At 71.3% G+C, this 26,936-nt stretch carries 29 protein-coding genes; 7 read left to right on the plus strand and 22 right to left on the minus strand.

Annotated features, from left to right (window positions below):
• The first annotated feature begins 235 nt into the window (after nucleotides 1–235).
• The gene (locus tag ACFC1X_RS27585; RefSeq protein ID WP_376358234.1) at nucleotides 236–1,435 is read left to right on the plus strand and encodes a TerD family protein; all 1,200 of its coding nucleotides are present in this window, start codon (nucleotides 236–238) and stop codon (nucleotides 1,433–1,435) included.
• A 40-nt stretch (nucleotides 1,436–1,475) separates the two neighbouring features.
• Here ACFC1X_RS27585 and ACFC1X_RS27590 read toward each other — a convergent pair whose 3' ends face one another.
• The 4 genes from ACFC1X_RS27590 to ACFC1X_RS27605 form a co-directional block, all read right to left on the minus strand.
• A complete protein-coding gene (locus ACFC1X_RS27590; protein WP_376358174.1) occupies nucleotides 1,476–2,039 on the minus strand; it encodes a TetR/AcrR family transcriptional regulator in 564 nt (187 codons plus the stop codon).
• Nucleotides 2,040–2,166: 127 nt separating this feature from the next.
• Entirely contained in the window at nucleotides 2,167–2,799 is a 633-nt protein-coding gene (locus tag ACFC1X_RS27595) for an LAGLIDADG family homing endonuclease (protein WP_376358237.1), read from the minus strand.
• 408 nt (nucleotides 2,800–3,207) lie between these two features.
• On the minus strand, nucleotides 3,208–4,677 hold the full coding sequence (locus ACFC1X_RS27600; RefSeq protein ID WP_376358176.1) for a PhoX family protein: 1,470 nt from the start codon (nucleotides 4,675–4,677) through the stop codon (nucleotides 3,208–3,210).
• A 164-nt stretch (nucleotides 4,678–4,841) separates the two neighbouring features.
• On the minus strand, nucleotides 4,842–6,269 hold the full coding sequence (locus tag ACFC1X_RS27605) for a hypothetical protein (protein ID WP_376358179.1): 1,428 nt from the start codon (nucleotides 6,267–6,269) through the stop codon (nucleotides 4,842–4,844).
• Between the two features lie 292 nt (nucleotides 6,270–6,561).
• Between ACFC1X_RS27605 and ACFC1X_RS27610 the strand changes: the two genes are divergently transcribed.
• Entirely contained in the window at nucleotides 6,562–8,403 is a 1,842-nt protein-coding gene (locus ACFC1X_RS27610; protein WP_376358182.1) for an endonuclease/exonuclease/phosphatase family protein, read from the plus strand.
• 21 nt (nucleotides 8,404–8,424) lie between these two features.
• Here the strand turns inward: ACFC1X_RS27610 and ACFC1X_RS27615 are convergent, their stop codons facing one another.
• The 3 genes from ACFC1X_RS27615 to ACFC1X_RS27625 all read right to left on the minus strand — a co-directional run bounded on the left by ACFC1X_RS27615 (nucleotide 8,425) and on the right by ACFC1X_RS27625 (nucleotide 10,169).
• On the minus strand, nucleotides 8,425–9,129 hold the full coding sequence (locus ACFC1X_RS27615) for an antibiotic biosynthesis monooxygenase family protein (protein ID WP_376358185.1): 705 nt from the start codon (nucleotides 9,127–9,129) through the stop codon (nucleotides 8,425–8,427).
• A 198-nt stretch (nucleotides 9,130–9,327) separates the two neighbouring features.
• A complete protein-coding gene (locus ACFC1X_RS27620; RefSeq protein WP_376358188.1) occupies nucleotides 9,328–9,753 on the minus strand; it encodes a DUF3618 domain-containing protein in 426 nt (141 codons plus the stop codon).
• Nucleotides 9,750–10,169: a phage holin family protein gene (locus tag ACFC1X_RS27625; RefSeq protein WP_234953415.1), complete on the minus strand. Its 420-nt coding sequence runs from the start codon at nucleotides 10,167–10,169 to the stop codon at nucleotides 9,750–9,752. The genes ACFC1X_RS27620 and ACFC1X_RS27625 overlap by 4 nt, the downstream gene beginning before the upstream one ends.
• Before the next feature lie 169 nt (nucleotides 10,170–10,338).
• Here ACFC1X_RS27625 and dapA point away from each other — a divergent pair, with 169 nt between their 5' ends.
• Nucleotides 10,339–11,283 carry a 4-hydroxy-tetrahydrodipicolinate synthase gene (gene dapA, locus ACFC1X_RS27630; protein ID WP_376358192.1) on the plus strand — a complete coding sequence of 315 codons (945 nt, stop codon included), beginning with the start codon at nucleotides 10,339–10,341 and terminating at the stop codon, nucleotides 11,281–11,283.
• Here the strand turns inward: dapA and ACFC1X_RS27635 are convergent.
• The 13 genes from ACFC1X_RS27635 to ACFC1X_RS27695 form a co-directional block, all read right to left on the minus strand.
• Nucleotides 11,268–11,498 (minus strand): hypothetical protein, encoded by a 231-nt coding sequence (locus ACFC1X_RS27635; protein ID WP_376358194.1) that lies wholly within the window; start codon nucleotides 11,496–11,498, stop codon nucleotides 11,268–11,270. The two genes, dapA and ACFC1X_RS27635, sit on opposite strands and share 16 nt — an antisense overlap.
• A gap of 138 nt (nucleotides 11,499–11,636) precedes the next feature.
• Nucleotides 11,637–12,695, minus strand: a complete 1,059-nt coding sequence (locus ACFC1X_RS27640; protein WP_376358197.1) for a GTP pyrophosphokinase family protein — start codon at nucleotides 12,693–12,695, stop codon at nucleotides 11,637–11,639.
• Between the two features lie 101 nt (nucleotides 12,696–12,796).
• Complete coding sequence (gene dapD, locus ACFC1X_RS27645; RefSeq protein ID WP_122614846.1) at nucleotides 12,797–13,786, minus strand: 2,3,4,5-tetrahydropyridine-2,6-dicarboxylate N-succinyltransferase; 990 nt, start codon at nucleotides 13,784–13,786, stop codon at nucleotides 12,797–12,799.
• A gap of 80 nt (nucleotides 13,787–13,866) precedes the next feature.
• Entirely contained in the window at nucleotides 13,867–14,412 is a 546-nt protein-coding gene (locus ACFC1X_RS27650) for a TetR/AcrR family transcriptional regulator (RefSeq protein WP_376358200.1), read from the minus strand.
• The gene (locus ACFC1X_RS27655) at nucleotides 14,412–14,732 is read right to left on the minus strand and encodes a multidrug efflux SMR transporter (RefSeq protein ID WP_125493823.1); all 321 of its coding nucleotides are present in this window, start codon (nucleotides 14,730–14,732) and stop codon (nucleotides 14,412–14,414) included. Before ACFC1X_RS27655 ends, ACFC1X_RS27650 begins: the two co-directional genes overlap by 1 nt.
• Nucleotides 14,733–14,828: 96 nt before the next feature.
• On the minus strand, nucleotides 14,829–15,161 hold the full coding sequence (locus ACFC1X_RS27660; RefSeq protein ID WP_125493824.1) for a metal-sulfur cluster assembly factor: 333 nt from the start codon (nucleotides 15,159–15,161) through the stop codon (nucleotides 14,829–14,831).
• A complete protein-coding gene (gene sufU / locus ACFC1X_RS27665) occupies nucleotides 15,158–15,628 on the minus strand; it encodes a Fe-S cluster assembly sulfur transfer protein SufU (RefSeq protein ID WP_376358203.1) in 471 nt (156 codons plus the stop codon). The genes ACFC1X_RS27660 and sufU overlap by 4 nt, the downstream gene beginning before the upstream one ends.
• A 17-nt stretch (nucleotides 15,629–15,645) precedes the next feature.
• Nucleotides 15,646–16,902, minus strand: coding sequence for a cysteine desulfurase (locus tag ACFC1X_RS27670; protein WP_376358206.1), 1,257 nt, complete (start codon nucleotides 16,900–16,902; stop codon nucleotides 15,646–15,648).
• The gene (sufC, locus tag ACFC1X_RS27675; protein WP_307011159.1) at nucleotides 16,899–17,663 is read right to left on the minus strand and encodes a Fe-S cluster assembly ATPase SufC; all 765 of its coding nucleotides are present in this window, start codon (nucleotides 17,661–17,663) and stop codon (nucleotides 16,899–16,901) included. Before sufC ends, ACFC1X_RS27670 begins: the two co-directional genes overlap by 4 nt.
• Before the next feature lie 7 nt (nucleotides 17,664–17,670).
• Nucleotides 17,671–17,988, minus strand: coding sequence for a non-heme iron oxygenase ferredoxin subunit (locus ACFC1X_RS27680; RefSeq protein ID WP_064727285.1), 318 nt, complete (start codon nucleotides 17,986–17,988; stop codon nucleotides 17,671–17,673).
• Complete coding sequence (gene sufD, locus ACFC1X_RS27685) at nucleotides 17,985–19,169, minus strand: Fe-S cluster assembly protein SufD (protein ID WP_376358210.1); 1,185 nt, start codon at nucleotides 19,167–19,169, stop codon at nucleotides 17,985–17,987. The genes ACFC1X_RS27680 and sufD overlap by 4 nt, the downstream gene beginning before the upstream one ends.
• 59 nt (nucleotides 19,170–19,228) lie before the next feature.
• Nucleotides 19,229–20,650 carry a Fe-S cluster assembly protein SufB gene (gene sufB / locus ACFC1X_RS27690; protein ID WP_376358213.1) on the minus strand — a complete coding sequence of 474 codons (1,422 nt, stop codon included), beginning with the start codon at nucleotides 20,648–20,650 and terminating at the stop codon, nucleotides 19,229–19,231.
• Nucleotides 20,647–21,405 (minus strand): helix-turn-helix transcriptional regulator, encoded by a 759-nt coding sequence (locus tag ACFC1X_RS27695; RefSeq protein WP_376358216.1) that lies wholly within the window; start codon nucleotides 21,403–21,405, stop codon nucleotides 20,647–20,649. The genes sufB and ACFC1X_RS27695 overlap by 4 nt, the downstream gene beginning before the upstream one ends.
• A 160-nt stretch (nucleotides 21,406–21,565) precedes the next feature.
• Between ACFC1X_RS27695 and ACFC1X_RS27700 the strand changes: the two genes are divergently transcribed.
• The 4 genes from ACFC1X_RS27700 to ACFC1X_RS27715 all read left to right on the plus strand — a co-directional run bounded on the left by ACFC1X_RS27700 (nucleotide 21,566) and on the right by ACFC1X_RS27715 (nucleotide 25,248).
• Nucleotides 21,566–22,354 (plus strand): aminoglycoside N(3)-acetyltransferase, encoded by a 789-nt coding sequence (locus ACFC1X_RS27700; RefSeq protein ID WP_376358219.1) that lies wholly within the window; start codon nucleotides 21,566–21,568, stop codon nucleotides 22,352–22,354.
• A gap of 137 nt (nucleotides 22,355–22,491) precedes the next feature.
• Nucleotides 22,492–23,415, plus strand: coding sequence for an ABC transporter ATP-binding protein (locus ACFC1X_RS27705; protein ID WP_376358221.1), 924 nt, complete (start codon nucleotides 22,492–22,494; stop codon nucleotides 23,413–23,415).
• A gap of 50 nt (nucleotides 23,416–23,465) precedes the next feature.
• Nucleotides 23,466–24,182 carry an ABC transporter permease gene (locus ACFC1X_RS27710; RefSeq protein ID WP_376358240.1) on the plus strand — a complete coding sequence of 239 codons (717 nt, stop codon included), beginning with the start codon at nucleotides 23,466–23,468 and terminating at the stop codon, nucleotides 24,180–24,182.
• Nucleotides 24,183–24,237: 55 nt separating this feature from the next.
• On the plus strand, nucleotides 24,238–25,248 hold the full coding sequence (locus tag ACFC1X_RS27715; protein WP_376358223.1) for a heme A synthase: 1,011 nt from the start codon (nucleotides 24,238–24,240) through the stop codon (nucleotides 25,246–25,248).
• On the opposite strand, the gene ACFC1X_RS27720 is transcribed toward ACFC1X_RS27715, so the two are convergent.
• Together ACFC1X_RS27720 and ACFC1X_RS27725 are read right to left on the minus strand one after the other, a co-directional pair.
• Entirely contained in the window at nucleotides 25,235–26,371 is a 1,137-nt protein-coding gene (locus ACFC1X_RS27720; protein WP_376358224.1) for an amidohydrolase family protein, read from the minus strand. The two genes, ACFC1X_RS27715 and ACFC1X_RS27720, sit on opposite strands and share 14 nt — an antisense overlap.
• A gap of 60 nt (nucleotides 26,372–26,431) precedes the next feature.
• Nucleotides 26,432–26,791: a hypothetical protein gene (locus ACFC1X_RS27725; protein WP_307011181.1), complete on the minus strand. Its 360-nt coding sequence runs from the start codon at nucleotides 26,789–26,791 to the stop codon at nucleotides 26,432–26,434.
• Between the last annotated feature and the right edge of the window lie 145 nt (nucleotides 26,792–26,936).

Consider the following 26,936-nt stretch of genomic DNA (forward strand, 5'->3'; position numbering starts at 1 on the left):
GGTGTCCCCCCCCCCGGGCGCGGGGGGGGGGGGGGGGGGGCCCCCCCCCCCCCGGGCCGGGCCCGGGGGGGGGGGGGGGGGCCCACACGCGTGGCCCCCCCCCCCCCCGCCCCCTCCCCCCCCCCGGTACAGTCCCCCATGATCAGACCCCACCCCCGTAACCGCCGCTGACCCGATTGGCCGCCGGGTAAGGGAACGGTAAAACGCGCTCGCTCGTTCACCCGGCATGACAGCTATGACCCCCGGCTCGAACATCCCCCTCTCCGCCGCCCGCGTGACGGTGGACGTCGCCGCTCCCGTGCGGCTCGACGTATCGGGCCTGCTGCTCACCGCCGACGGCAAGGTGCGCTCCGACGACGACTTCATCTTCTACAACCAGCCCACCGGCCAGGGCGTGACCTACCGCTCCGGCGGCGGCACCGCCCCGGACGCGATCGTGGTCGACACCTCCGCCGTCCCGCCGGGCATCGAGAAGATCGTCGTCACCGCGAGCCCGGACGCCGCGGGCCAGACCTTCCAGGGCATCGAACCGACCGCCACCATCCGCAACGGCGACGACAACTCCGTCCTCGCCACCTTCACGCCCCCGCAGCTCGGCGCCGAGACCGCACTGGTGATCGTGGAGGTCTACCTGCGCAACGGCGCCTGGAAGGCCCGCGCGGTCGGCCAGGGCTACGCCAACGGCCTGGCCGGCATCGCCACCGACTTCGGCGTCACGGTGGAGGAGCCCGCCCCGGCCGCTCCCCCGGCCCAGCCCCAGGCGGCCACCCCGCCGCCCCCGCCCGCCGCCGCGCCCACGATGCCCGCCGCTCCGATCGCGGCACCGGCGGCGCCGCCCGCCCCCGCCCCGGGCGCCGGGAAGATCAACCTGGACAAGGGCCGGGTCAGCCTCCAGAAGAACCAGACCGTGTCCCTCGTCAAGGGCGGCCGACCGGTGCTCTCCCAGGTCAAGATGGGCCTCGGCTGGGAGCCGGCGTACCGCGGCAAGGACATCGACCTGGACGCGTCGGTCATCGCCTACGGCCCGCAGCGCAACCACATCGACAGCTGCTACTTCGGCAAGCTCTCGATCGTGAACGGCGCGATCAAGCACTCCGGCGACAACCTGACCGGCGAGGGCGGCGGCGACGACGAGGTGATCGTCGTCGACCTCGGCCGGCTCCCGCAGGAGGTCAGCGGCCTGGTCTTCACGGTGAACTCCTTCTCGGGCCAGAAGTTCACGGAGGTCGCCAAGGCCTACTGCCGCCTCATCGACGCCGCGAGCGGCGAGGAACTGGTCCGCTTCGACCTCACCAGCGCCGAACCGCAGACCGGCGTGATGATGGCGAAGCTGATCCGCCAGTACTCCGGCGAGTGGGAGATGACCGCCATCGGCGACTTCGTCAAGTCCCGCACGGTCCGCGGCATGGTGAAGCCGGCCGGCCAGGCGCTGTAAGCGACCGGGGACACCTGGGGGCGCCGGGCCGCGGGCGCCCCTAGGCGGCCTGCCCCAGTCCCTCCATGAGCAGCGACAGGTACCGCCGTACGGCCGTGCCGTCCACCTCGTCGGCCGCCTCGGCCGCCGTCACCACGCCGTGCAGCAGTCTCAGCACCTCGACCGGCTCCACGTCCGGCCGCAGCGCACCGGCCTCCTGCGCGGCCCGCACGAGCCGGGTCGCCGCGCCGCGCACACAGTCGCCGCACGCGGGCCCGCCGCCGGTGACGGCCGTGCCGAGCAGCGCCTTGAGCCCGCGTACCTGGAGCATCCCGACGGCCAGCTCGTCGAGCCACGCCATGAGCGCCGTGCCCGCCGGCCGCGCGGCCGCGATCACGTCGGCGCGGGCAGCGATCGCCTCCAGGCGCTCCAGGTAGGCGGCCTCCAGCAACGCCTGCCGCGTCGGAAAGTGCCGGTACAGGGTACCGACGCCCACCCCGGCACGCCGGGCGATGTCGTCCAGGGAGGCACCCTCCCCGTGCTCGGCGAAGGCTTCCGCCGCCACCGCCAGCAACCGCTCACGGTTACGCCGGGCATCCGCCCGCATGGGCCTGACCTGCGCCATCCCCGTCTCCTGCCCGGCGGTAACCTTCCGTCCAGCCTATCCGAGGTGCCGCTGCCGCCGTTGCCACCTGTCGAGCGTTGTAGTCGAGAAGCTCAGGAACGCCTCGACGCACCCGTCACCAGACCGTTCACGATGAACAAGGACGCAGGCCCCACGTCAAGGCTGAAGACGCGCTTTCTGCCGGCCGACTCGACGTTTTTGACTCTGTCCAGGGCGACACTATCGTCGTATCCGTGCATGTCGCTTCGAGCGGCCTCGACATGACCCACTGCATGCGCGATGCCTTCGAGCCTGGTCGCCTTGTACCCGATACGAACCTCTCGATCACCCGGTGCGTACTGGTGACGCCCAGCCGAAGGAGAGCATCGGCGACTTGCCTCGCCAGTACGGGTGAGACGGTGGCGTACTCGACCGAACTGTGAACGGTGCCCTTGGGATTGCGCCTTTCGCGCACATGGCCGTCGGTGTCGATTAGCCCAGAGAGGCACCCGATCCAGAAGTCTCGGCTGAACAGCTCATCAGGGAGATGTTTCTCCGCACAACTTTGTCCCCAGACACCGAAACGCCGGAGGCATTGAGTCAGAGGGTTACGCCGCCCCGAAAGGTACGGGAACCTCAGACGCACAATGCTTCCCGAGGGGATCTCACGCACACCGCATCCGTACTCCGCAGCCAGCGTACGCATGAACGACACCGCACCATCCGCGGGGTCGCCATGGAATTCGGGTGTGCAGGACGTCATTCCACCATCACCGGGCATGGCGCCCACGAAGTAGCCCTCGTCCGAGTTTCCCTGTCCTCCGAAACGGCCGGCCGTCAATGCGAGCGGGATCCGGTCGCCCGGAACAAGAGTGTCTGACCGCTTCCACTCACGCCCGGATACCAACCGGATATCCAGCGCTTCTTCCACCTCCCCGGACGTGATGGAGACGGGCTCAGCAGAAACCACTTCGCCGACGGAGTGGTCGCGAGGACCCTGATGAGGGCCGTAGCGTACTGGCCTCGTGTCCCATGCCTTGTTGTACGACAACACTGGAAGGCGACACTCAACCACCTCCGCCTCTCCCCTTGCCGATCGCCCACGTACACGACACGGGAACGCTAATTAGCCAAGGGGAGCTGACTTGTTCCAACTCGAGTGGACCACTCGTCCGAGGGACAGAAGGTGTTACCGGCGCTTCTGCCGCTTCCAGGGCCCCGTGATCGCCAGCATGATGCCGGGCGTCTGGATGTTGGCGTACAGGGTGCGGCCGTCGGGGGAGAAGGTGACGCCGGTGAACTCGCTGTACGACGGGTCGTCCTCGTCGCCGATGTTCAGTTCGTTGCGGGCGATGGGGTAGGTGCGTCCGCTGTCGGTCGCGCCGAAGAGGTGCTGGACGCCCTCGCCGTCCTCGGCGATGACCAGGCCGCCGTACGGGGAGACGGTGATGTTGTCGGGGCCGTCGAAGGCGCCGTCGGCGGACGGGTCGGTGTTGACGCCGAGGAGGACCTTCAGCGTGAGGGTGCGGCGCTTGGGGTCGTAGAACCAGACCTGGCCGTCGTGCGGGCGGCCCGGGCTCTCGTCACGGGCGTAGGAGGAGACGATGTAGGTGCCGCCGTCGGCCCACCACATGCCCTCCAGCTTGCGGGCGCGGGTGACCTCCCCGGCGGCGAACTGCTTGCGGACCGGCGTGGTCCTCGCGTCGCGGTCGGGGACGTCGACCCAGTCGACGCCGTACACCGTGCCGGTCTTCGTCGCCCGGGAGAGGTCGTCGACGAACTTGCCGCCGGAGTCGAAGCACTTGAAGGCCTGCAGGACCCCGGCGTCGTCGGCGAGGCCGCGCAGCCGGCCCCGCCCGTGCCGGAAGTGCTCCGGCGGGGTCCAGCGGTAGAGCAGGCCGTTGGGGCCGGAGGCGTCCTCGGTGAGGTAGGCGTGGCCGCGCTTGGGGTCGATGACGACGGCCTCGTGGGCGTAGCGGCCGAGCGCCTTGACCGGCTCGGGGTTCCGGTTGGCGCGCCGGTCCTCGGGGTCGACCTCGAAGACGTAGCCGTGGTCCTTGGTCATCCCCTCCTCGCCGGCCCTGTCCTCGGTCTCCTCGCAGGTCAGCCAGGTGCCCCAAGGGGTGCTGCCGCCGGCGCAGTTGGTGGCGGTGCCCGCGATGCCGACCCATTCGGCGACGTGGCCGCCGCGCCGGACCTCGACGACGGTGCAGCCGCCGGCGGCGGCCGGGTCGTAGACGAGGCCCTCGGTGAGCGGGACGGGGTGCGGCCAGTCGTCGCGGTGGCCGCCGAGTTCGTGGTTGTTGACGAGGAGCGTGGTGCCGCGCGGGCCGGCGAAGGCGGCCGTGCCGTCGTGGTTGGACGGGGTGTACTCGCCGGACTCCAGCCTGGTCCGCCCGGAGTAGGTGATGATCTCGTAGCGGAAGCCGGCGGGCAGCGCGAGGATGCCGTCGGGGTCGGGGATCAGCGGCCCGTAGCCGACGCCGCCGTGGTGGTGGTCGTGGTCGTGCCCGCTGCCGTGCTCGTCCGCCGCGCTCTCGGCCTCCGTGGACGCGAGGGCGTTCGGGGCGGTGGCGAGGGCGCCGACGCTGCCCGCCAGTGCGACTCCGGCGCCGGTGAGCGCGGATCGACTGGCGAAGTCCCTGCGGGTGAGCGACATGGTGTCTCCTGTGACGGTGGGCGTGCCGTGGAGGGTGGCGGACCTCGGTCCGGCGTCACAGTTCCGCCCGTGCCTGAACACGGATCCCGCCCGTCACTGAACGGGAGTTGAACTGGCGGAGACCTCTCCCCGCACCCGCTCCCCGCACGCCCGCGCCGTGCCGCTCAGCCGCCCTGCTGCGACCGCGCCTTGAACGCCGCCTTGCGGGCCTCCTTGGCGATCTTCTTGTCGGGGTGCAGCCGCCCCATCGCCTCCAGGACGTCCGGCGTGGCGGGGTGCTCGACCCGCCAGACCGTATCGAAGAACCCGCTGTGCTGGCGGGCGAGGCCCTCCACCAGGGCGCGCAGCTCCTCGGAGTTGCCCTCGGCGGCGAGCTGGGCGGCGAGGGTGTCGATGGTCAGCCAGAAGACCATCTCCTGGGGCGGCGCGGGCACGTCCCGGGCCCCGTGCTCGGTGAGCCACACCCGGGCGAGGCCGCCCAGTTCGGCGTCGTCGAGGACCTCGCGCAGCGCGGGCTCGGCCTCCGTGCCGACGAGGGAGAGCGCCTGCTGGCAGCGCAACCGGCGCAGCGGCGCGCCGGAGTCGGAACCGCGGGCCGCCGCGAGCAGTTCGCGGGCGGCGTCGAGCGGGCTCCGCCCGGCCAGCCACAGCTCGGTCTCGGCGTGGGCCGCGGCCGGCGGGAAGGGGGCGGTGCCGTCGAGCAGCACGTCGGCGCCCTTGTCGGCGAGGTCGCCGACGGCGGGGGCCTCGAAGCCGGCGTCCAGCAGCCGGGCGCGCAGTCCGTACAGTCCGAGCGGGGTGAGCCGCACCATGCCGTAGCGGGCGACGTCGGTCTCGTCGACGGGTGCCGCGGGTTCCTCGTCGGCGTCGGCCATCAGGGCCTCGTCGACCGGCTGGTACTCGACGAGCCCGACCGGTTCAAGGAGCCGGAACTGGTCGTCCAGGCGCATCATCGCGTCCGACACCTGCTCCAGGACCTCGTTGCTGGGCTCGCCCATGTCGCTGGGCACGATCACGGAGGCGGCCAGCGCGGGCAGCGGCACCGGGGCCTCGCCGGGGCCGTCCTCGCCGACGGTGAGCAGGTAGAGGTTGCCGAGCACGCCGTCGAGGAACTCGGCCTCGGCCTCCGGGTCCCAGTCGAGGGAGGACAGGTCCACCTCGCCGCCCTCGGCCATGGCGTCGACCAGGTCGTCCAGGTCGGGGACGCTCGCGTCGGCGAGGACGGCCTCCAGGGCGGTGACCCACAGCCCGAGCACGTCCTGCGGGGAGCCGCCGGTCAGCAGGGCGAGGTCCTCGCCCGCGGCGACGGTGCCCGCCTCCTCGTCGGTGATCTCGACGAGCCCGGTGTCGACGGCGATCCGCCATGCCTCGCTCGCGTACGCCGCGGCGTCGTCGCCGGTCAGTCCGAGCTGCTCGGCGGCGGCCGGCAGCTGTTCCTCGACGAGTCCGCCCCCGGCGTCGACGCGGGTGTCCGCCCCGGCCCAGCGGGCCAGCCGCGCGGCCCGGGCGAGGACCGGCGTGGACAGTGCCTCGCGGGCCAGCTCCGCTTCGGGGCGCAGCCGTGCGGGCGGCAGGGTGGAGCTGTCTGACATCGGCTGTTTCTCCTCGCGCGCCTTGACCGCCGTACGGCCGAATCCGGATGCCGTACGGCTCGACGGCCCAGCCTAGACGGGTTTCCACCCATGCCGCCCGGTTCATCTCCCCGTCGGACGGCGTACATGGCCGAAACCTTGACAACGCGCGTGGGCAGGCACGAGATTGACGCGCGTAGAAAGCGGGGGAAGAGCGGGGGGGGACACGTGTGTGACGCGGGTCCGTGCGCCCTGTGGCCCCCCGCCGTCCACCCTCGTCCCGGCGCCACGTCACGTCCCCGGAGGGATCCCGTTGGCCAGCAAGTCCTCCACGCGCCTCGCCGCGCTCACCGTCGCCGCAGTGTGCTCGGCGGCGTCCACCGTCGTCCTCACCTCGCCCGCGCAGGCCGGCTCCGCATCCGAAGGCCCGGTGCGGGTCCACGACATCCAGGGCAGCACCCGTCTGTCGCCGTACGCGGGCAAGCAGGTCACGGACGTGGCCGGAATCGTCACCGGCGTCCGCGGCTACGGCTCCTCCAAGGGGTTCTGGATCCAGGATCCGCGGCCCGACGCCGACCCGGCCACCAGCGAGGGCGTCTTCGTCTTCACGAACGCGGCCCCGGCGGTCGCCGTCGGTGACGCGGTCACCGTCTCGGGCACGGTCTCGGAGTACGTCCCGGGCGGCACGTCCTCGGGCAACCAGTCGCTGACGGAGATCACCCGTCCGACGGTCACCGTCGTCTCGGGCGGCAACGCACTCCCCGCGGCGACGACGGTCTCCGCCCGCTCCGTGCCGCGCGCGTACGCCCCCGAGGGCGACCCGGCGGCGAACGGGTCCGTCAACGGCCTGCGGCTGCGCCCCGACCGGTACGCCCTGGACCGCTACGAGTCGCTGGAGGGCATGACCGTCCGGGTCGCCGACGCCCGGGTGGTCGGCGCCTCCGACCCGTACACCGAGCTGTGGGTCACGGTGAAGCCCTGGGAGAACCGGAACCGCCGCGGCGGCACCGTCTACGGCTCCTACGACGCCCAGAACACCGGCCGCCTTCAGATCCAGTCGCTCGGCAAGCCGGCCGACTTCCCCGACGCCCACGTGGGCGACACCCTCGCCGGCACCACCGCGGGCCCCCTCGACTACAACCAGTACGGCGGCTACACGCTGGTGGCGAGCGAGATCGGCGCCCTGGAGAGCGGGGGCACCGAGCGTGAGTCGACCCGCCGGCAGAGCGGCCGGGAGCTGGCGGTGGCGACGTACAACGTCGAGAACCTCGACCCGTCGGACGACACCTTCGCCGCGCACGCCGACGCGATCGTGCACAACCTGAAGTCGCCCGACATCGTGTCCCTGGAGGAGATCCAGGACAACAACGGCGCCACGGACGACGGCACGGTGGCCGCCGACGCGACGCTCGGCAGACTGATCGACGCGATCGTCGCGGCCGGCGGCCCGCGCTACGAGTGGCGGGGCATCGACCCCGTCGACAAGGCGGACGGCGGCGAGCCCGGCGGCAACATCCGCCAGGCCTTCCTGTTCAACCCCGAGCGGGTCTCCTTCACGGACCGCGCGGGCGGCGACGCGACCACCGCGACGGGCGTGCGCAGGGTGCGCGGCGAGGCCGAGCTGACCCACTCCCCGGGGCGGGTCGACCCGGCGAACCAGGCCTGGGCGAACAGCCGCAAGCCGCTGGCCGGCGAGTTCGTCTTCCGCGGCCGGACCGTCTTCGTCATCGCCAACCACTTCAACTCCAAGGGCGGCGACCAGGGTCTGACGGCGCAGTACCAGCCGCCGTCGCGCTCCTCGGAGACCCAGCGCCACCTCCAGGCGAAGGCCGTGAACACCTTCGTCAAGGACATCCTCTCCGCGCAGCGGAACGCCGACGTCGTCGCGCTGGGCGACATCAACGACTTCGAGTTCTCGAAGACCACGCGCATCCTGGAGGACGGCGGCGCCCTGTGGTCGGCGGTCAAGTCGCTGCCGAGGAGCGAGCGTTACTCGTACGTCTATCAGGGCAACAGCCAGGTCCTCGACCAGATCCTGGTCAGCCCGTCGATCCGGTGGGCCGGGCGACTGTCGTACGACAGCGTGCACGTGAACGCCGAGTTCCACGACCAGGTCAGCGACCACGACCCGCAGGTGCTGCGGTTCCGTCCGTGACCTGAGCGCGGTGGGGCGGGTTCAGCGGGGCACGAGGCCGAGGGCGTGGTCGTAGCGGTTGACCGTACTGCTCTTCAGGCCCGGCCAGTTCTGGACCCGCCGCCACGCGGCCGTCGCCGAGCCGATCCCCTCGCCGGGTGCGGCGAGGGCGTCGATGTGGGCCTGGGCGCTCTCCCACTCCGCGTAGTTGAGGACGCGGGTGCCGTCGGTGCTGAGGTGGAAGTGGGCGGAGATGCCGCCGGGGTGCTGCTCCGGCTCGCTCTCCAGTGCCTCGAAGACTGCGTCGACCCAGGCGCGCTGCCGGTCGGGGTCGGGGCTCTCGAACTCGATGTCGACGATCACGACGCACCCCGGGACGGGGGCGGTCCCGTTCTCTCGGGTGCCGCTGCGGTAGCGCCGGTACGTGCCGAGGCCGACCCGCTCGATGCCCGGCACGGCGGTGTCGATCTCGTCGACGCGCTCCTGCCGGTGGACCTTCACGAAGGCGTCGAACGCCTGCTCGTTCGCCCACTGGGAGTGGTGGAGCAGGGTATTGCCGTCGTGGCCGGTGTAGACGTGGTAGCCGTGCAGGCCGTCGGCGGGCCAGGGGCGGCGCTCCCAGGTCCGGGCGATGGCGTCGACGGTCAGGCGCTGCCGTTCGGGGGTGCCCACCCGCCAGGTGCTGAAGAGGGGTGCCTCGACGTCGGGACGGTCGAGTACGGGGTGTGCGTCGGTACGGCGGGTCATGCCGGCCTCCACTGGTCGGTGGTCGTCGGGTGCACGCACCACCCTGTGACCTCGACCTTGGTTGAGGTCAAGTGCGACCAGGTGCCGCTACGACCACCGCCACGACCAGCGCTACGGCCGCCGGTACGACGCGAGCGACGAGGGGCACCCCGTGGGCGGTGTCCCTCGTCGCTCGCGCGCGTACGCGCGTGTCGTGGTTCAGCGGTGCCCCTGGTGGCGGTGGCGCAGCACGCCCACCGTGGCCAGGGCGCACGCGGCCGCGCCGGCGACCAGCAGCACCCGCGGATGCCCCAGCCCCGTCCGCACGGCGCCGCGCGCCCGGTCCGGCACGCGCTCCTCGGCGTGGTGACCGGCCCGGCCCGCCTTGTCCTGCACGGTGTGGCCCGCGTGCGCGGCGGAACTGCGCAGTTGCACGGTCATGGCGCCGGCCTTGTCCCGCAGGTCGGCGGCCCGGGCCTTGGCACGGCCCTTCACGTCCGCCTTCCCCGCCAGTTCCTCCACGGTGTCGCCGAGCTGGCTGCGGGTCTGTTCGATCTGCCTGCGCAGTTCGTCGGGGCCCTTGGCCCCGGTGGGCTGCGCGGTGGAACCGGTCCTCGGGCGGTCCCCGCTCGTCGCGTCGGTCATCGATGCGCCCTTTCCCTGATCTGGTCCACGTCGGCCCTGACACTGCCGAGGGCCTCCTCGGGCTTGGGGGGTACGGCTCGACGGAGCTGGGCGCGACCGGTCGCGGCGAGGATGCCGGCGATCACGAAGAGCGCCGCCGTCACGATGAGCGCCGCGGCCCACACGGGCAACACCAGCGAGAGCGCGGCGGTGGCCGTGCCGGCGAGGGCGAACAGGCCGACGTACGCGACGGCGCCCGCGGCTCCGAGCATGCCGCCGCCGCGCCCCGCGCGCTTGCCCTTCTCCGCCAGCTCCAGCTTGGCGAGGGACACTTCCTGGCGCACGAGCCGGGAGAGCTGCTCAGTGGCCTGACCGACGAGTTCGCCCACGGAGTGGTGCTCGTCGTGCACCGGCCTGGTGTGCATGGTTCCGGTCACGGTGTACCTCCTCCTCTCGGTTGGAAGCACCCCGGGTACCCCACGCCGCCGGGCACTACCCCTGCCCTGGTCCCCGGCCGGGCCGCACCCCGTTCCTACAGCACTCCTTACACATACTTCGTAGAAGAATTAAGTGGAGCTACAGTGTCGCCCTGCCGACACTACTCCCATGACTCCCATGACTCCCCTGACGACAGACGACGACCGCCCCACTCCTCCCCCCTTCGGCCGTGCCCTCTGCGCGATGGTCACGCCCTTCACCGACTCCGGAGCGCTGGACCTCGACGGCGCCCAGCGGCTCGCCGACCGGCTGGTGGCTGCGGGCTGCGACGGCCTGGTGCTGTCCGGCACCACGGGCGAGTCGCCGACCACCACGGACGCCGAGAAGTCGGCGCTGGTGACGGCGGTGCGGGAGGCGGTCGGGGACCGTGCCGCACTGGTCGCCGGGGTGGGCACGGCGGACACGCGGCACACCGTCGAGCTGGCCCTGGCCGCGGAGAAGGCCGGCGCGGACGGACTGCTGGTGGTCGCGCCGTACTACAGCAGGCCCCCGCAGGACGCCCTGGAGGCGCACTTCCGGGAGATCGCGGACGCCTGCGGACTCCCCCTCGCCCTGTACGACATCCCCGGCCGCACCGGCACCCGCATCGAGCCCGACACGCTCGTCCGCCTCGCCGACCACCCGCGCATCGTCGCCGTCAAGGACTGCTCCTACGACCTGCTGGGCACCCAGAAGGTCCTGTCCCGCACCGGCCTGGCGTACTACGCGGGCTGCGACGAACAGATCCTCGCCCTGTACGCGCTCGGCGCCGCCGGGTACGTCAGCACCGTCGCGAACGTCGTCCCGGACCTGTTCCGCGCCCTCCTCGACGCCTTCGACGCGGGGGACACCGCAGGGGCCGCACGCCTCCAGCGGCGGACGCTCGCCCTGATCGAGCCGATGATGGCGGCGGGCCTGCCCGGCACGGTCACCACGAAGGCGCTGCTCGGCGCGCTGGGCCTGCCGTCAGGACCGGTCCGCGCGCCACTGCGCGCCGCGGACCGGGAGACGACCGCCGAACTGCTGGCGGCGTACCGGGGCCTGACGTCCGAGGCGGCTCAGTTCCAGGCGTAGCCGTCGCCGAACAGCAGGGTGTGCTCCAGTACGTCCTCGGCGGGGTCGTCGATCTGCCCGACGTTGACGTTGAGGAGCCCGACCCTGGGGCCGTTGTGCGACCCGGTCGTCGTCTCGTCGGCGTACGCGGCACCCGCCGGAACCCAGCACACCAGCACGGCGGCCCCCGCCCCGGCCAGCCAACGCACCATGGTCCTCGCCCGCTCGTTCGTCATACCAGGCCCTCGTCTCGTCGGATCGGCGTCTGATCGGACTCTGCGTCCACCCGTTCATCCGCCAAGACCACGGGAAGGTCACGGGGGGTCATCCGTACGTGCGGGGGCGCGTCGGGTCACGACCGTGCGGCCGCCCCCCTACGGCACCAGGTCGCGCGCCGCCGAGAACGCGTCCGTGGGCTCGTAATAGGCGTTCCAGACCTCCACGGGCACCTTCTTGTACACGAGGAGGAACTGGGTCATCAGGTCCTCCATGGAGGTGGGGTGCGGTTCCTCCTCGTCGTCGATGAACCGTCTCAGGACGGGCTCGATCAGGGGTTCGCCCTGGTCCAGGGCGTCCCGCAGGTCACCGATGCGGGTCATGTCCTGCGTGTTCAGGAAGTGCACCAGGTCTCTGCGGTCCACGGGCGGTACGGGTTCGGAGTCGCCGAGCAGTGGCCAGCCGATCCGCTGGGCGACCTGCCGCACCCGCGCCACCAGGGGATCCTCGCGGATCCACGCGGTCACGGAGTCGACGTTGACCTCCAGGTCGTAGGTGCCGCTGCGCACCTCGCGGACGTAGTCGGCGGAGATCCGCTCCCCCTCGAGCCTGATCTTCGAGAACTCCTCGTCCGCCAGCTCGAAGAGGGCACTGAGCCGGAACAGGCGCCGCCGCAACTCCCGGGGGCTGTCCTGGGACTTCTTGTAGTCCAGCTTGTGGTTGACCGCGGCCCACGCGTGCTGGAGCGCCGTCCGCACCTGGATCTCGGCTTTGAGCCCGCGGAACTCGTCCCACTCGAGGAGCGAGCTCCTCTTGTCCGCCAGCTCCAGCACCAGGTGGAAGGAGGCGTACCCGAACTCGTTGTCCGCCAACTCCGCCTGCTTGTCCCCGCTGTGCTCCTCCAGCACGGAGAACTCCTGCCGGATGATGCCCGCGATCCTCTCGACGTCCTCCACGTAGTAGGCGATGATCCGGATCCCGGCCAGATCCGTCACCTCGGCCAGCGGGTCGGTGTACTTCCCGCCCTTGCGCTGGATCTTCTCGGTGAAACTCGCGACGTCCTTCGCCCGGCCCTCCATCTGCACGTACTCGACGCCGCACTTCTCCAGCACCTGCCCGAGCAACTCCTGGAGCTTGCCGCAGTACCGCTCGTACCGGTTCCGCGAAGCCGCGTAGGCGGCACTCCAGTCCACCCCGGAACCCGACTCGTCCTTCAACAGCCCTCCCCCATGTGACCGGACGTCACATCTTCCCAGAGGGCACACACCAAGGGCGGCGCTTCCGACCGGAAGCGCCGCCCGGGGGCCGTTCGGGTGGGTCAGTTGTGGCTGTGCAGGATCTCGTTCAGGCCGCCCCACACCGCGTTGTTCGGGCGGGCCTCGACCGTGCCCGTGACCGAGTTGCGGCGGAAGAGGATGTTGGAGGCGCCGGAGAGTTCGCGGGCCTTGACGACCTGGCCGTCGGGCATCGTCACGCGGGTGCCGGCGGTGACGTAGAGGCCGGCCTCGACCACGCACTCGTCGCCGAGCGCGATGCCCACGCCCGCCTCGGCGCCGACCAGGCAGCGCTCGCCGATGACGATGCGCACGTTGCCGCCGCCGGAGAGGGTGCCCATGGTGGAGGCGCCGCCGCCGATGTCGGAACCGTCGCCGACGACGACGCCCGCGGAGATGCGGCCCTCGACCATCGAGGTGCCCAGCGTGCCCGCGTTGAAGTTGACGAAGCCCTCGTGCATCACGGTCGTGCCCTCGGAGAGGTGTGCGCCGAGGCGGACGCGGTCGGCGTCGGCGATGCGCACGCCCTTGGGGGCGACGTAGTCCGTCATGCGCGGGAACTTGTCGATCGAGGTCACCTGGAGGTGCAGGCCCTCGGCGCGGGCGTTGAGGCGGACCTTCTCGACGTCGTCGACGGCGACCGGGCCCAGCGAGGTCCAGGCGACGTTGGCGAGGTGGGCGAAGATGCCGTCCAGGCTCTGGCCGTGCGGCTTGACCAGGCGGTGGGAGAGCAGGTGCAGGCGCAGGTAGACGTCGTGCGTGTCGACCGGCTTCTCGTCCAGCGAGGAGATGACCGTACGGACCGCGACCACCTCGACACCGCGGCGGGCGTCCGGACCGACCGCGGCGGTCGCGCCTGCGCCGAGAAGGTCGGCGGCCTGTTCGGCCGTGAGGCGCTGGGTGCCGGACGGGCCCGGCTCGGCGGACAGTTCGGGGGCCGGGAACCAGGTGTCGAGGACGGTGCCGTCGGCGGCGATGGTGGCAAGCCCGGCGGCCACGGCGCCGGTGGTGCGGGGAGCAGTCGTGTCGGTCATGAGGGCAACCTAACCGGCCGCCGCCCACCGATGCGAGCCGACCCCGCGGCCGTCTCGCCCCGCGGTCACGGGCCCGGCGATCACGCGCCCGGCGGGATCACCCGAGCCAGTACCTCCCGCGTGTACTCCTCGTCGTACGGCGTGTCCGTCAGCAGCACCTGGAGGCAGACGCCGTCCATCAGCGCGACCAGGGCCCGCGCCGTGAGCGGGTCCGTGCGGTGGGAGAGCAGGTCGGCGACGCCCTCGGCCCACTCCGCCGCCACCGGACGCAGGGCGGGGCGGCGCAGCGCGGCCAGGTACAGCTCGTACTCCAGCTCCACGCCCGTGCGGTCCCCGGCCAGCCACTCGCCGAGCACGCGGGCCAGTTCGCCGGGCAGGTCGGCGTCGGGGTCGGACAGGCCCGGGTGCGCGGCCACGACCTTGGCGAAGCCCTCGTTGGCCTGGCGCAGGGCGGCGACCAGCAGCTCGTCCAGGGTCGCGAAGTGGTACGTCGTCGAGCCCAGCGGTACGTCTGCCTCGGCGGCCGCCGTGCGGTGGCTGAGGCCGGCGATGCCCTTGCGGCCGACCACCCGGATCGCCGCGTCGATGAGGCGCTGGCGTCGCTCGGGGTCGTAGCGCCGGGACATCAGTGCGCGCCGCCCAGGTTGAGGACGACGACCCCGATGATGATCAGCGCGATCCCGGCGGCCTTGGTGAGCGTCATCCCCTCCCCCATGAACGCCACCCCGATCGTGGCGATGGCGGCCGTGCCCACGCCTGCCCAGATGGCGTAGGCGGTGCCGACGGACAGCACCTTCAGGGTCTGCGCGAGCAGCGCGAAGGAGAGCACGTACCCGAGCGCCGTCAGGAGCGAGGGGACCAGCCTGCTGAAGCCCTCGCTGTACTTCATGGCGGTGGTTCCGGCGACCTCGGCGGCGATGGCTCCGGCCAGGAGCAGATATCCCATGTGTACGAGCGTACATAACGGCGGGCCCGATGACACGCAGAACGGCGACGCCCGATGGGCGTCGCCGTTCTGGAAAGCGGTGCGGCTCAGACTGTCTCAGACGTTGAACCCGAGCGCCCGCAGCTGCTCGCGGCCGTCGTCCGTGATCTTGTCCGGGCCCCACGGCGGCATCCAGACCCAGTTGATGCGCAGCTCGTTGACGAGGCCGTCCGTGGCGGACTTGGCCTGGTCCTCGATCACGTCCGTCAGCGGGCAGGCCGCCGACGTCAGGGTCATGTCGATGGTCGCGATGTTCGCGTCGTCGATGTGGACGCCGTAGATCAGGCCCAGGTTGACGACGTCGATGCCCAGCTCGGGGTCCACCACGTCCAGCAGGGCCTCGCGGACCTCCTCCTCGGAGGCAGGCTTCATTTCCACGGTCTCAGTCATGCCGTCGTCTCCTTCTCGGCGTCGGCGCCGTCCAGCGCCTGGGCCGTCGCGTCCTTCCAGGCCATCCAGCTCAGCAGGGCGCACTTGACCCGGGCCGGGTACTTCGAGACCCCGGCGAACGCGACCGCGTCCTCCAGGATCTCCTCCATCTCGTCGTCGGGCTCGATCCTGCCCTTGGACTGCATCAGCTCCAGGAAGGTCTCCTGGATCCGCCGCGCCTGGGCGAGGTCCTTGCCGACCAGCAGGTCGTTCAGCACGGAGGCGCTCGCCTGGCTGATCGAGCAGCCCTGGCCCTCGTAGCTGACGTCACTGATCGTCGTGCCCTCGTACTTCACACGGAGGGTGATCTCGTCGCCGCATGTCGGGTTGACGTGGTGGACCTCGGCGTCGCCATCCCGCAAGCCCCGCCCGTGCGGGTGCTTGTAGTGGTCCAGGATGACTTCCTGGTACATGGAGTCCAGCTTCATGCTCTTCGCTCGTCCCGTCAGCCGAAGAAGTTCCGTACGTGCTCCAGGCCGTCGACCAGTGCGTCGATCTCGGCCGGCGTGGAGTACAGATAGAACGACGCTCGCGTGGTCGCAGGAATTCCGTAGCGCAGGCAGACGGGGCGGGCGCAGTGGTGGCCGACCCGGACCGCGATGCCCTGCTCGTCGAGGACCTGGCCCACGTCGTGCGGATGGATGTCGCCGAGCGTGAAGCTGATCGCCGCGCCGCGCTCCTCGGCCGTGGTGGGGCCGATGATGCGCAGGTCGGGAACCTCCAGCAACCGCTTGACCGCGTACTCGGTCAGCGCGTGCTCGTGCGCGAGGATCTTGTCCATGCCGATCGAGTTGAGGTAGTCGATCGCCGCGCCCAGACCGACCGCCTGCGCGACCGGGGGCGTGCCCGCCTCGAACTTGTGCGGCGCCGGGGCGTACGTGGAGGAGTGCATCGAGACGGTCTCGATCATCTCGCCGCCGCCGAGGAACGGCGGGAGGTCCTCCAGCAGCTCCTGGCGGCCCCACAGGACGCCGATGCCGGTCGGCCCGCACATCTTGTGGCCGGTGAAGGCCACGAAGTCGGCCTGGAGGGCCTGTACGTCCAGCGGCATGTGCGGCGCGGCCTGGGAGGCGTCGATGCACACGAGCGCGCCGACCTCCTGGGCGCGGCGCACGATGGCCTCGACCGGGTTCTGGGTGCCCAGGATGTTGGAGACCAGCACGAAGGAGACGATCTTCGTCTTCTCGGTGATGACCTCGTCGATGTTGGACAGGTCGAGGCGGCCGTCGTCGGTCAGGCCGAACCAGCGGAGCTTCGCACCGGTGCGCTGCGCGAGCAGCTGCCACGGCACGATGTTGGAGTGGTGCTCCATCTCCGTGATGACGATCTCGGTCTCGTGGTCCACGCGGTACGGGTCGTCGGCCCAGCCCAGCATGTTGGCGACGAGGTTCAGGGACTCCGAGGCGTTCTTGGTGAAGATCACCTCGTCCCGCGAGGGCGCGTTGATGAACTCCGCGACCTTGTCGCGCGCGCCCTCGTACAGCGCCGTGGCCTCCTCGGCGAGGACGTGCACGCCGCGGTGGACGTTGGCGTTGTAGCGCTCGTAGTACTCGCTGAGCGCGTCCAGCACCTGTCGCGGCTTCTGGCTGGTCGCCGCGTTGTCCAGGTAGACGAGCTTGTGCCCGTCGTGGACCTGGCGGTCCAGGATGGGGAAGTCCTTGCGGATCGCCTCGGTGTCGAGGAGGCCCGGCAGCTGTGTCACTCGGATGCGCCACCCTTCGTGTATGCCTCGTAGCCCTCGGCCTCCAGCTTGTCGGCCAGCTCGGGGCCGCCGGACTCGGCGATCCGGCCGTTGGCGAAGACGTGGACGTGGTCGGGCTTGATGTAGCGCAGGATGCGCGTGTAGTGCGTGATCAGCAGGGTGCCGACCTCACCGGTCTCGCGGACGCGGTTGACGCCCTCGGAGACGACGCGCAGGGCGTCGACGTCGAGGCCGGAGTCGGTCTCGTCGAGGATCGCGATCTTCGGCTTGAGCAGCTCCAGCTGGAGGATCTCGTGGCGCTTCTTCTCACCGCCGGAGAAGCCCTCGTTGACGTTGCGCTCGGCGAAGGCGGGGTCCATGTTGAGGTTCTGCATGGCCTCCTTGACCTCCTTCACCCAGGTGCGCAGCTTGGGGGCCTCGCCGCGGACGGCGGTGGCGGAGGTGCGCAGGAAGTTGGAGACCGAGACGCCGGGGACCTCGACCGGGTACTGCATGGCGAGGAAGAGGCCGGCGCGGGCGCGCTCGTCGACGGACATCTCCAGGACGTCCTCGCCGTCGAGCAGGACGGTGCCACTGGTGATCGTGTACTTGGGGTGACCCGCGAGGGAGTAGGCGAGGGTCGACTTGCCGGAGCCGTTCGGGCCCATGATGGCGTGCGTCTCGCCCTGCTTCACGGTGAGGTCGACGCCCTTGAGGATCTCCTTCGTGGCGTTGTCGGCCTCGACGGTGACGTGCAGGTCTCGGATTTCAAGCGTTGCCATGGGTGCCTCAGGACTCCTGGGTGAGGGAGACGAGCACGTCGTCCCCTTCGATCTTTACGGGGTAAACGGGGACGGGGCGCGTCGCCGGAAGACTGTCGGGCTTGCCGGAACGGAGGTCGAAGCGCGAGCCGTGCAGCCAGCACTCGATGTGGCAGTCGTCGACCTCGCCCTCGGCGAGGGAGACGTTCGCGTGCGAGCAGATGTCGTGGATCGCGAACAGCTCGCCCTCGGTGTGCACGACGGAGATCGGCGTGCCGTCGAGTTCCACCCTCTTGGGGGTGTCCTCCTCCAGCTCGTCCGCTCCGCAGACGCGTACGAAGGTCATGCGACCGACGCCTCCAGCTCTTCCTCGATCTTGGCGATCAGGCGCTCCTCGATGTCCGGGACACCGATCTGCTGGACCAGTTCGGCGAAGAAGCCGCGGACCACCAGGCGGCGGGCGTCGATCTCGGGGATGCCGCGCGCCATCAGGTAGAAGAGCTGCTCGTCGTCGAAGCGGCCGGTGGCGGAGGCGTGGCCGGCGCCGACGATCTCGCCGGTCTCGATCTCCAGGTTGGGCACCGAGTCGACCCGCGCGCCGTCCGTGAGGACGAGGTTGCGGTTCATCTCGTAGGTGTCGGTGCCCTCGGCCGCGGCCTCGATGAGCACGTCGCCGATCCAGACCGCGTGCGCGTCGTCGCCCTGGAGCGCGCCCTTGTAGACGGCGTTGGACTTGCAGTGCGGGACGTTGTGGTCGACCAGGAGGCGGTGCTCCTGGTGCTGGCCGGCGTCGGTGAAGTACAGGCCGAACAGCTCGGCCTCGCCGCCGGGTCCTGCGTACGCCACGCGCGGGTGCAGCCGGACCAGGTCGCCGCCGAAGGTGACGACGAACGACTTGAAGCCGGCGTCCCGGCCGATCAGCGCGTTGTGCTGACCGACGTGCACGGCCTTGTCGTCCCAGTCCTGGACGGAGACGACGGTCAGCTTGGCGCCGTCGCCCAGGACGTAGTCGACGTTGGCGGCGAGCACCGCGTCACCGGTGTGGTCGATGACGACCACGGCCTCGGCGAAGGCGCCCAGCTCGACGACCTGGTGGGCGTAGGCGGTGCCACCCTCGCCGTGCACGGCGATGCGGATCGGCTCGGTGAGGACCGTCTCCTTGGGGACGGTGATCACGCCGGCCTTCTCGAACGCCGAGTACGCCTGGGCGGCGACCCGGTCCACCGGGGTGCCGGCCCGGCCGATGCGCGCGTCGTCGCGGCCGACGGTCTCGACGACCACGCCCTCGGGCGCGTCGACGTCGACCTTCACGCCGTCGCCGGTGGCGACCGCGGTGCCGTCGTGCAGCCCGCGCAGCCGCTCCAGCGGCGTGAACCGCCACTCCTCCTCGCGGCCGTGCGGGACCGGGAAGTCCGCCACGTCGAAGGACGCGGGCGCGCTCATGCGCGTGGCGACGGTCGACTCGGCGGCCACCGCGATCTGGCCCGCGGTGGTGGACCCCACGGGGATGTTCTGAGCCTCAGCCATGGCTGTCGGTCTGCTCTCTTCCTACGTCAGAAATCTGGCGACTGCTTCGGGTGCGGGTCTTAACCGACCGCGCCTTCCATCTGCAGCTCGATCAGCCGGTTGAGTTCGAGGGCGTACTCCATGGGCAGCTCCTTCGCGATCGGCTCGACGAAGCCGCGCACGATCATCGCCATCGCCTCGAACTCGCTCAGACCGCGGCTCATCAGGTAGAAGAGCTGGTCCTCGGAGACCTTGGAGACGGTCGCCTCGTGGCCCATGGACACGTCGTCCTCGCGGACGTCCACGTAGGGGTACGTGTCGGAGCGGGAGATGGTGTCGACGAGCAGCGCGTCGCACAGCACGTTCGACTTGGAGCCATGGGCGCCCTCGCCGATCTCGACGAGACCGCGGTAGGACGTACGGCCGCCACCGCGCGCCACGGACTTCGAGACGATGTTGGAGGAGGTGTTCGGCGCCATGTGGACCATCTTGGAGCCGGCGTCCTGGTGCTGGCCCTCGCCCGCGAAGGCGATGGACAGGGTCTCGCCCTTGGCGTGCTCGCCCATCAGGTAGACGGCCGGGTACTTCATCGTCACCTTGGAGCCGATGTTGCCGTCGATCCACTCCATGGTCGCGCCCTCGTACGCCACGGCGCGCTTGGTGACCAGGTTGTAGACGTTGTTCGACCAGTTCTGGATGGTCGTGTAGCGGCAGCGGGCGTTCTTCTTGACGATGATCTCGACGACCGCGGAGTGCAGCGAGTCCGACCTGTAGATCGGCGCGGTGCAGCCCTCGACGTAGTGCACGTAGGCACCCTCGTCGACGATGATCAGGGTCCGCTCGAACTGGCCCATGTTCTCCGTGTTGATACGGAAGTAGGCCTGGAGCGGGATCTCGACGTGCACGCCCTTCGGCACGTAGATGAAGGAGCCGCCGGACCACACCGCGCTGTTCAGCGACGCGAACTTGTTGTCGCCGACGGGGATGACGGTCCCGAAGTACTCCTTGAAGAGCTCCGGGTGCTCCTTCAGGGCCGTGTCGGTGTCCAGGAAGATGACGCCCTGCTCCTCCAGGTCCTCGCGGATCTGGTGGTAGACGACCTCCGACTCGTACTGCGCGGCGACACCGGCGACGAGGCGCTGCTTCTCCGCCTCGGGGATGCCGAGCTTGTCGTAGGTGTTCTTGATGTCCTCGGGCAGGTCCTCCCAGGACTCCGCCTGCTTCTCCGTGGAGCGCACGAAGTACTTGATGTTGTCGAAGTCGATGCCCGACAGGTCCGAGCCCCAGTTCGGCATGGGCTTCTTCTCGAAGAGGCGCAGGCCCTTGAGGCGGAGCTTGGTCATCCACTCCGGCTCGTTCTTCTTCGCGGAGATGTCGCGGACGACGTCCTCGTTGATGCCGCGCTTGGCAGAGGCGCCGGCCGTGTCGGAGTCGGCCCAGCCGTATTCGTACTTGCCCAGGCCCTCGAGCTCGGGGTGGGCAGTCTCCGTGGGGAGAGTCATGCGGGGTTCCTCCCGGCCGTGCTTGCAGATGCGTTAGCGGTGTTCTTGGACGTGTGCGCCGTGGGCGGCGCGTGCGAGGTCTTCGGAATGAACGTGGTGCAGACCCCGTCGCCGTGCGCGATGGTCGCGAGCCGCTGTACATGCGTACCGAGCAGCTCGGCGAAAAATTCCGTCTCCGCCTCGCACAGCTGCGGAAACTGCTCTGCGACGTGGGCGACCGGGCAGTGGTGCTGGCACAGCTGCTCGCCCTGCTGCGGATGGGGTGCGCTCCGCGCGGTAGCAGCGTACCCGTCCGCGCTCAGGGCCCTGGCCAGCGCTTCGGTGCGCTTCTCGGGCGGGGCGGAGTCGACCGCCTCGCGGTAGGCGCCGCCCTGGGCGGCGATCCGGGCCCGGGCGAAGGCGGCGATCGCCTGCTCCCCGCCCTCCCGCTCGGCGATCCAGCGCAGGGCGTCCACGGCCAGCTTGTCGTACGACTGGTCGAAGGCGTCGCGGCCGCAGTCGGTGAGCGCGAAGACCTTGGCGGGGCGTCCGCGCGTGCGCGTGCCGTAGACCCGCTGCTCGCGTGCCTCGACCACGTCGTCGGCGACCAGGGCGTCGAGGTGGCGCCGGACCGCCGCCTGGGTGAGGCCCAGGCGCCCGGCGAGTTCGGCGACCGTCGACGGCCCGTGGTCCAGGATGGAGCGCGCGACACGGTTGCGGGTGGACCGCTCACCGGTCGCGAGTTCCTCCTGCGGAGCCTCGCCAACGTTTTTCACAACGCCATTGTTGCGTAATTCCTCGGAGACGGGCAACCCGCGTCCGGATCTTCGGACGGTGCCCTGCGTCACTTAGGTATACCTAATCTGACCTGCGGAAACGATCTTTGATCGATCAATTCGGTGGCGCGCCGGACGGCGCTGCGGGACACTCCCCCGCATGCCCACACCCCCTCCGACCGGCCCACTCGTCACTCGCGGCACCATCGCCGCGGGGCTGCGCGAGCTGGGTGTGCGGACCGGCGACACCCTCCTCGCGCACACCTCCCTCAGCTCATTCGGCTGGGTCTGCGGAGGTCCCGTCGCGGTGGTCCAGGGACTGCTCGACGCCCTCGGCCCGGTCGGCACGCTGGTGGTCCCGACCCAGACGGGCGACCTGTCGGACCCGGCCCTGTGGACCAGCCCTCCGGTGCCCGAAGAGTGGTGGGACACCGTGCGTGCCGCGACGCCCGCCTACGACCCGCTGATCACGCCCTCGCGCGGCGTCGGGGTGATCCCCGAGACCGTACGCACCTGGCCGGGCGCCCGGCGCAGCGCGCATCCGCAGACCTCGTTCGCGGCCCTCGGGGCGCGCGCCGCCGAGGTGGTCGAGGGCCACGCGACCGACTGCCGGCTCGGCGAGCGCAGCCCGCTGGCCACGCTGGAACGGCTCGGTGCCCGGGTCCTGCTGCTCGGCGCGGGCTACGAGGCGTGCACCGGCTTCCACCTGGCCGAGTACCGGATCGCCTCCCCGCTGGTGGAGGTGGGGCGCCCGGGGCCGGTGGGCTGGGAACGGGTGACCGAGGTGTCGATCACGTCGGACCGCTTCGACGAACTCGGCCACGACTTCGAACGCGACCGACCGGTCGCCCGCGGCACCATCGGCGCGGCCCCCGCACGCCTGTTCCCCCTGCCGGACGCGGTCGCCTACGCCGAACGGTGGCTCCCCATGCACCGCCCCCGCGACTGACGCCCCGCCCGGTGTCGCTCGCGGCGCCCCGCCGAGTGGCACCCCACACCCCGGAAACGCACCGCCCCCGCCCCGTGCGGGGGAGATCCCGCACCCCCGCGCCCGGGCGCCGCGCCGTCTCCCTAGACTCGTGACCCATGCGAAGCGAGCCCGTGGTCCAGGTGCAGGCCCTGGTGAAGCGGTACGGCACGAAGACCGCGGTGGACGGCCTGGACCTGGTGGCCGGGGCGGGTATCACCGCCGTACTCGGCCCCAACGGAGCGGGCAAGTCGACGACCGTCGAGACCTGTGAGGGATACCGCAGGCCGGACTCCGGGACGGTGCGCGTCCTGGGCCTCGACCCGGTGCGGCAGGGCGCCGAGCTGCGCCCCCGGATCGGGGTGATGCTCCAATCGGGCGGCGTCTACTCCGGCGCCCGGGCCGACGAGATGCTGCGCCACGTGGCGAAACTGCACGCCCATCCGCTGGACGTCGACGCGCTGATCGAGCGGCTCGGCCTGGGGTCGTGCGGCCGGACCACGTACCGCAGGCTCTCCGGCGGGCAGCAGCAGCGGCTCGCTCTGGCGATGGCGGTGGCCGGGCGTCCGGAGCTGGTGTTCCTGGACGAGCCGACGGCCGGCCTGGACCCCCAGGCCCGCCGCGCCACCTGGGACCTCGTACGGGACCTGCGCGGCGACGGCGTCTCCGTCATCCTCACCACCCACCACATGGACGAGGCCGAGCAGTTGGCCGACGACGTCGCCATCATCGACGCGGGCCGGGTCATCGCCCAGGGCTCGCCCGAGGAGCTGTGCCGCGGCGGCGCCGAGAACACCCTGCGGTTCACCGGCCGGCCGGGACTGGACGTGGCCTCCCTCCTCAAGGCGCTGCCCCCGGACTCGGCGGCGGCGGAGCTGACGCCGGGCTCCTACCGCGTCGTCGGCAAGGTCGACCCGCAACTGCTCGCGACGGTGACCTCCTGGTGCGCCCAGCACGGGGTGATGCCGGACCGCATCTCGGTGGAGCGGCACACCCTGGAGGACGTCTTTCTGGAGCTGACTGGCAAGGAGTTGCGCGGGTGACCACGACCGGCACGTACGCACCGCAGCCCGGCGCCGCCCCCCTCGGGCGGATGATCGCGGCGCAGGCGGCGCTGGAGACGAGGATGCTGCTGCGCAACGGCGAGCAGCTGCTGCTGACGGTGATCATCCCGACGCTGCTGCTCGTCCTGTTCAGCACCGTGGACATCGTCGACACCGGCACCGAGGAGGCCGTCGACTTCCTCGCCCCCGGCGTGCTCGCCCTCGCCATCATGTCCACGGCGTTCACCGGACAGGCCATCGCCACCGGCTTCGAGCGCCGGTACGGGGTGCTGAAGCGGCTGGCCGCGTCGCCGCTGCCCCGCTGGGCCCTGATGGCCGCGAAGACGGTGTCGGTGCTGGTCACCGAGGTGCTCCAGATCGTCCTGCTGACGGTGATCGCCTTCGCGCTGGGCTGGTCGCCGCACGGCAACCCCCTGTCCGTGCTGCTGCTCCTGGTCGCCGGCACGGCCGCCTTCTCCGGGCTCGGGCTGCTCATGGCGGGCACGCTCAAGGCGGAGGCCACGCTGGCCGCCGCCAACCTGGTCTTCCTGCTGCTGCTCGTGGGCGGCGGCGTGATCGTGCCGCTGGACAGGTTCCCGGACGCCGCGCAGGACGTGCTGGGGCTGCTGCCCATCTCCGCCCTGTCGGACGGCCTGCGCGACGTGCTCCAGCACGGTGCCGGGATGCCGTGGGGAAACCTGGCGATCCTCGCCGTGTGGGCGGTCGCGGGACTCGCGGCCGCCGGGAAGTTCTTCCGCTGGGAGTAGGGCCGCATGCCCCGGGACCGACCCTCGTGAAAGCGTGCACAAGCGGACCCCTACGATGGACGGCGTGCCAAACGTGACCCGCGCCGACGCCGTAGCCGCCGTGCGCAACCCGCTCGCCTTCATCGCCGCGCGCTGGACCCCGGATCCCCGGACCGTCCGGCGGGCGGCTCTCGTCGCTCTCGTCATGTCGGTGGTCATCGTGGTCACCGGCGGCGCGGTGCGCCTGACCGGCTCGGGCCTCGGCTGCCCGACCTGGCCGAAGTGCACCGAGGACTCGCTGACCAACACGAGCGAGATGGGCGTCCACGGCGTCATCGAGTTCGGCAACCGCATGCTGGCCTACGTGCTGTGCGCGGCGGTCGGCTGGGCGATCATCGCCGCGCGGTCGCAGAAGCCGTTCCGGCGCTCGCTGACCCGGCTGGGCTGGGCGCAGTTCTGGATCGTGATGGGCAACGCGATCCTCGGCGGCATCGTGGTCCTCGTCGGGCTCAACCCGTACACGGTCGCCGCGCACTTCCTGCTGTCCAGCGCGCTGATCGCGGTCGCCACCGTGATGTGGCAGCGCACCCGGGAGGGCGACGCGGCACCGCGGCCCCTGGTCGGCAGGCCCGTGCAGCAGATGGTGTGGGTGCTGACCGTCGTCTCCGTGCTGCTGATCGCGGTCGGCACGGTCGTCACCGGTTCCGGTCCGCACGCGGGCGACTCCAGCGAAGTCGCGCGGATGCCGGTCGACTGGGAGACGGTGAGCAAGGTCCACGCCGTCCTGGCGTGGATCGTGGTGACGCTGACGTTCGCCCTGTGGTTCGTGCTGAAGGCGGTCGACGCGCCCAAGGGACCGCTGGCCCGTACCCGTGACCTCTTCCTGGTGCTGCTCGCCCAGGGTGTCATCGGCTACGTCCAGTACTTCACCGACCTGCCCGAGGTCCTGGTCGGGCTGCACATGCTCGGCTCGTGCCTGGTGTGGATCGCGGTGCTGCGGGTGCTGCTGGCGGTGCGCGAGCGCGCCGGTGGGACGGGGGCCGAGGTGCCGGGTCCTTCGGCGGAGGCGACGCTCACCCGGGCCTGATCGGGCTCGGCGGGGCCGCCTCCAGTCCGAAGACCCGGCCCGCGTTCCCCGACGCGATCATGGCGGCCACCCGCTGCGCGTCCCCCAGGCACCACGCCCCCTCCGCCACCCAGGTGCCCAGCACCCGGCCGAGGGCCTCGCGGAACAGGCGGGCGGCCACCACGTGCAGCTCCGGCAGGCCCTGCGCGCCGCTGGAGAACAGGATCTTGCCGAAGGGGGCCAGCTCCAGGATCTCCGCGAGCACCGTCGCGGCGCGGGCGCCGGTGCGCACCAGGGCGGCGCCGGAGTCGGCGTAGACGTGCGGGAAGACGCCGGCCAAGTGGGCGGCGTGGCGGTGGTACGGGTAGCCGTGCAGGAGGACCAGGTCGGTGCCGAGGCCCGCGGTGGCCCGGACGAAGTCCGTGAGCAGGACCGGGTCGGTGCGGTCGATGCGCAGGCCCGGCTCGCCGAGGCCGGCGTGCAACTGGAGCGGCAGTCCGGAGGCGACGGCGATCCACAGCAGGTGCCGCAGCAGCACCGGGTCGCTCAGTTCCCCGCCCACCTCGCGCCCGCTCAGCCAGCGCCCGGCGGCCCCGCGCACCTCGCCGGGGCCGGGCGGTTCGGGAGCGAGCGCGAGTCCGTGCCGTACGCCCGCCACCGAGGTGAAGGCGACCGCGTTCGCGGCGGCGCCGTGCACGGCCTCGGCGAGGTTGGCGAGGAAGGACTCGACGGTGCCGGAGGTATCGGCGACCTGTTCGGCCAGCAGTTCGAGGCGCACGATCTCGTGGGTGTCGGCGTCCGCCGCGGACGCCATCTCCCCCGGTCCGGTCAGGTCGCCGGGCAGCCCGGCGTCCACCAGGTACGTCGTGATGCCGCTGCCGCGCAGCAGCCTGCGGTCGGCCTCCATGACGCCCAGCTCGCGGCGCCGGGCCAGGTAGCGGGCGGGCGGGCAGTGCGGTTCCAGGCCGAGCAGGGGCGGGCACCAGCGGCGTACCGCGAAGCCGGTCTGGGTGTCGAAGAGGGTGGTGCCCGGCGCGGGCGGACCCTCGGTGCGGGCCAGCTGGGCCTCGAAGGTGCCGAGGCCCAGCTCCGTTCTCAGGACGCCGTGGCAGTACTGGTCCACCAGGGACGGCGTTTCGATCATCCGGACTCCCCGTGACAGGACCGTGTACGGCTTCAACGGTCCTAACGGGTGAACCCGGTCTCAGGTGTTGCTCGGGCCGCCGACCTGGATGCCGGCCATGCGCGACCACTCGTAGCGGCCCGTCGTCACCTTCGCGGCGAACTCGCCGTCGAAGTCCTCGTGGACGGTGAGTCCGGACTTCTCCACGGCCTGCCGGGCCGTCTCGTGGGAGCGCGCGACCAGGTCTCCCCAGGCGCCGTCCTCGCCCACGAGGACGATCCGGGCGCCGCGCTCACCGAGGTAGGCCACCTGGGCCTCGGCGCCGCCGTGCGCCTTGGAGAAGGAGTCGATCGACCGGGCGAGGCGCGCCACCCGGCGCTCGGCGCGCCGGTCGGCCTTCGTGTCCCCCTGCTGCGTGTCCACCTGCTGCGTGTCTGCCATGACCAGGATGCTACCGACGGGTAGATCGAACGGCGACGGGCGGGGTTGGGGGGGGTTTGGACAGACAGCCCCCCGGGGGGGGCGGCCCCCAGGGGCTCCCGCGGCGGGGGGGGGCACCCCCGTAGCGGGGGGGCGACACCCGACC

The organism is Streptomyces sp. NPDC056128 (assembly GCF_042263835.1).
GTDB lineage: Bacteria > Actinomycetota > Actinomycetes > Streptomycetales > Streptomycetaceae > Streptomyces.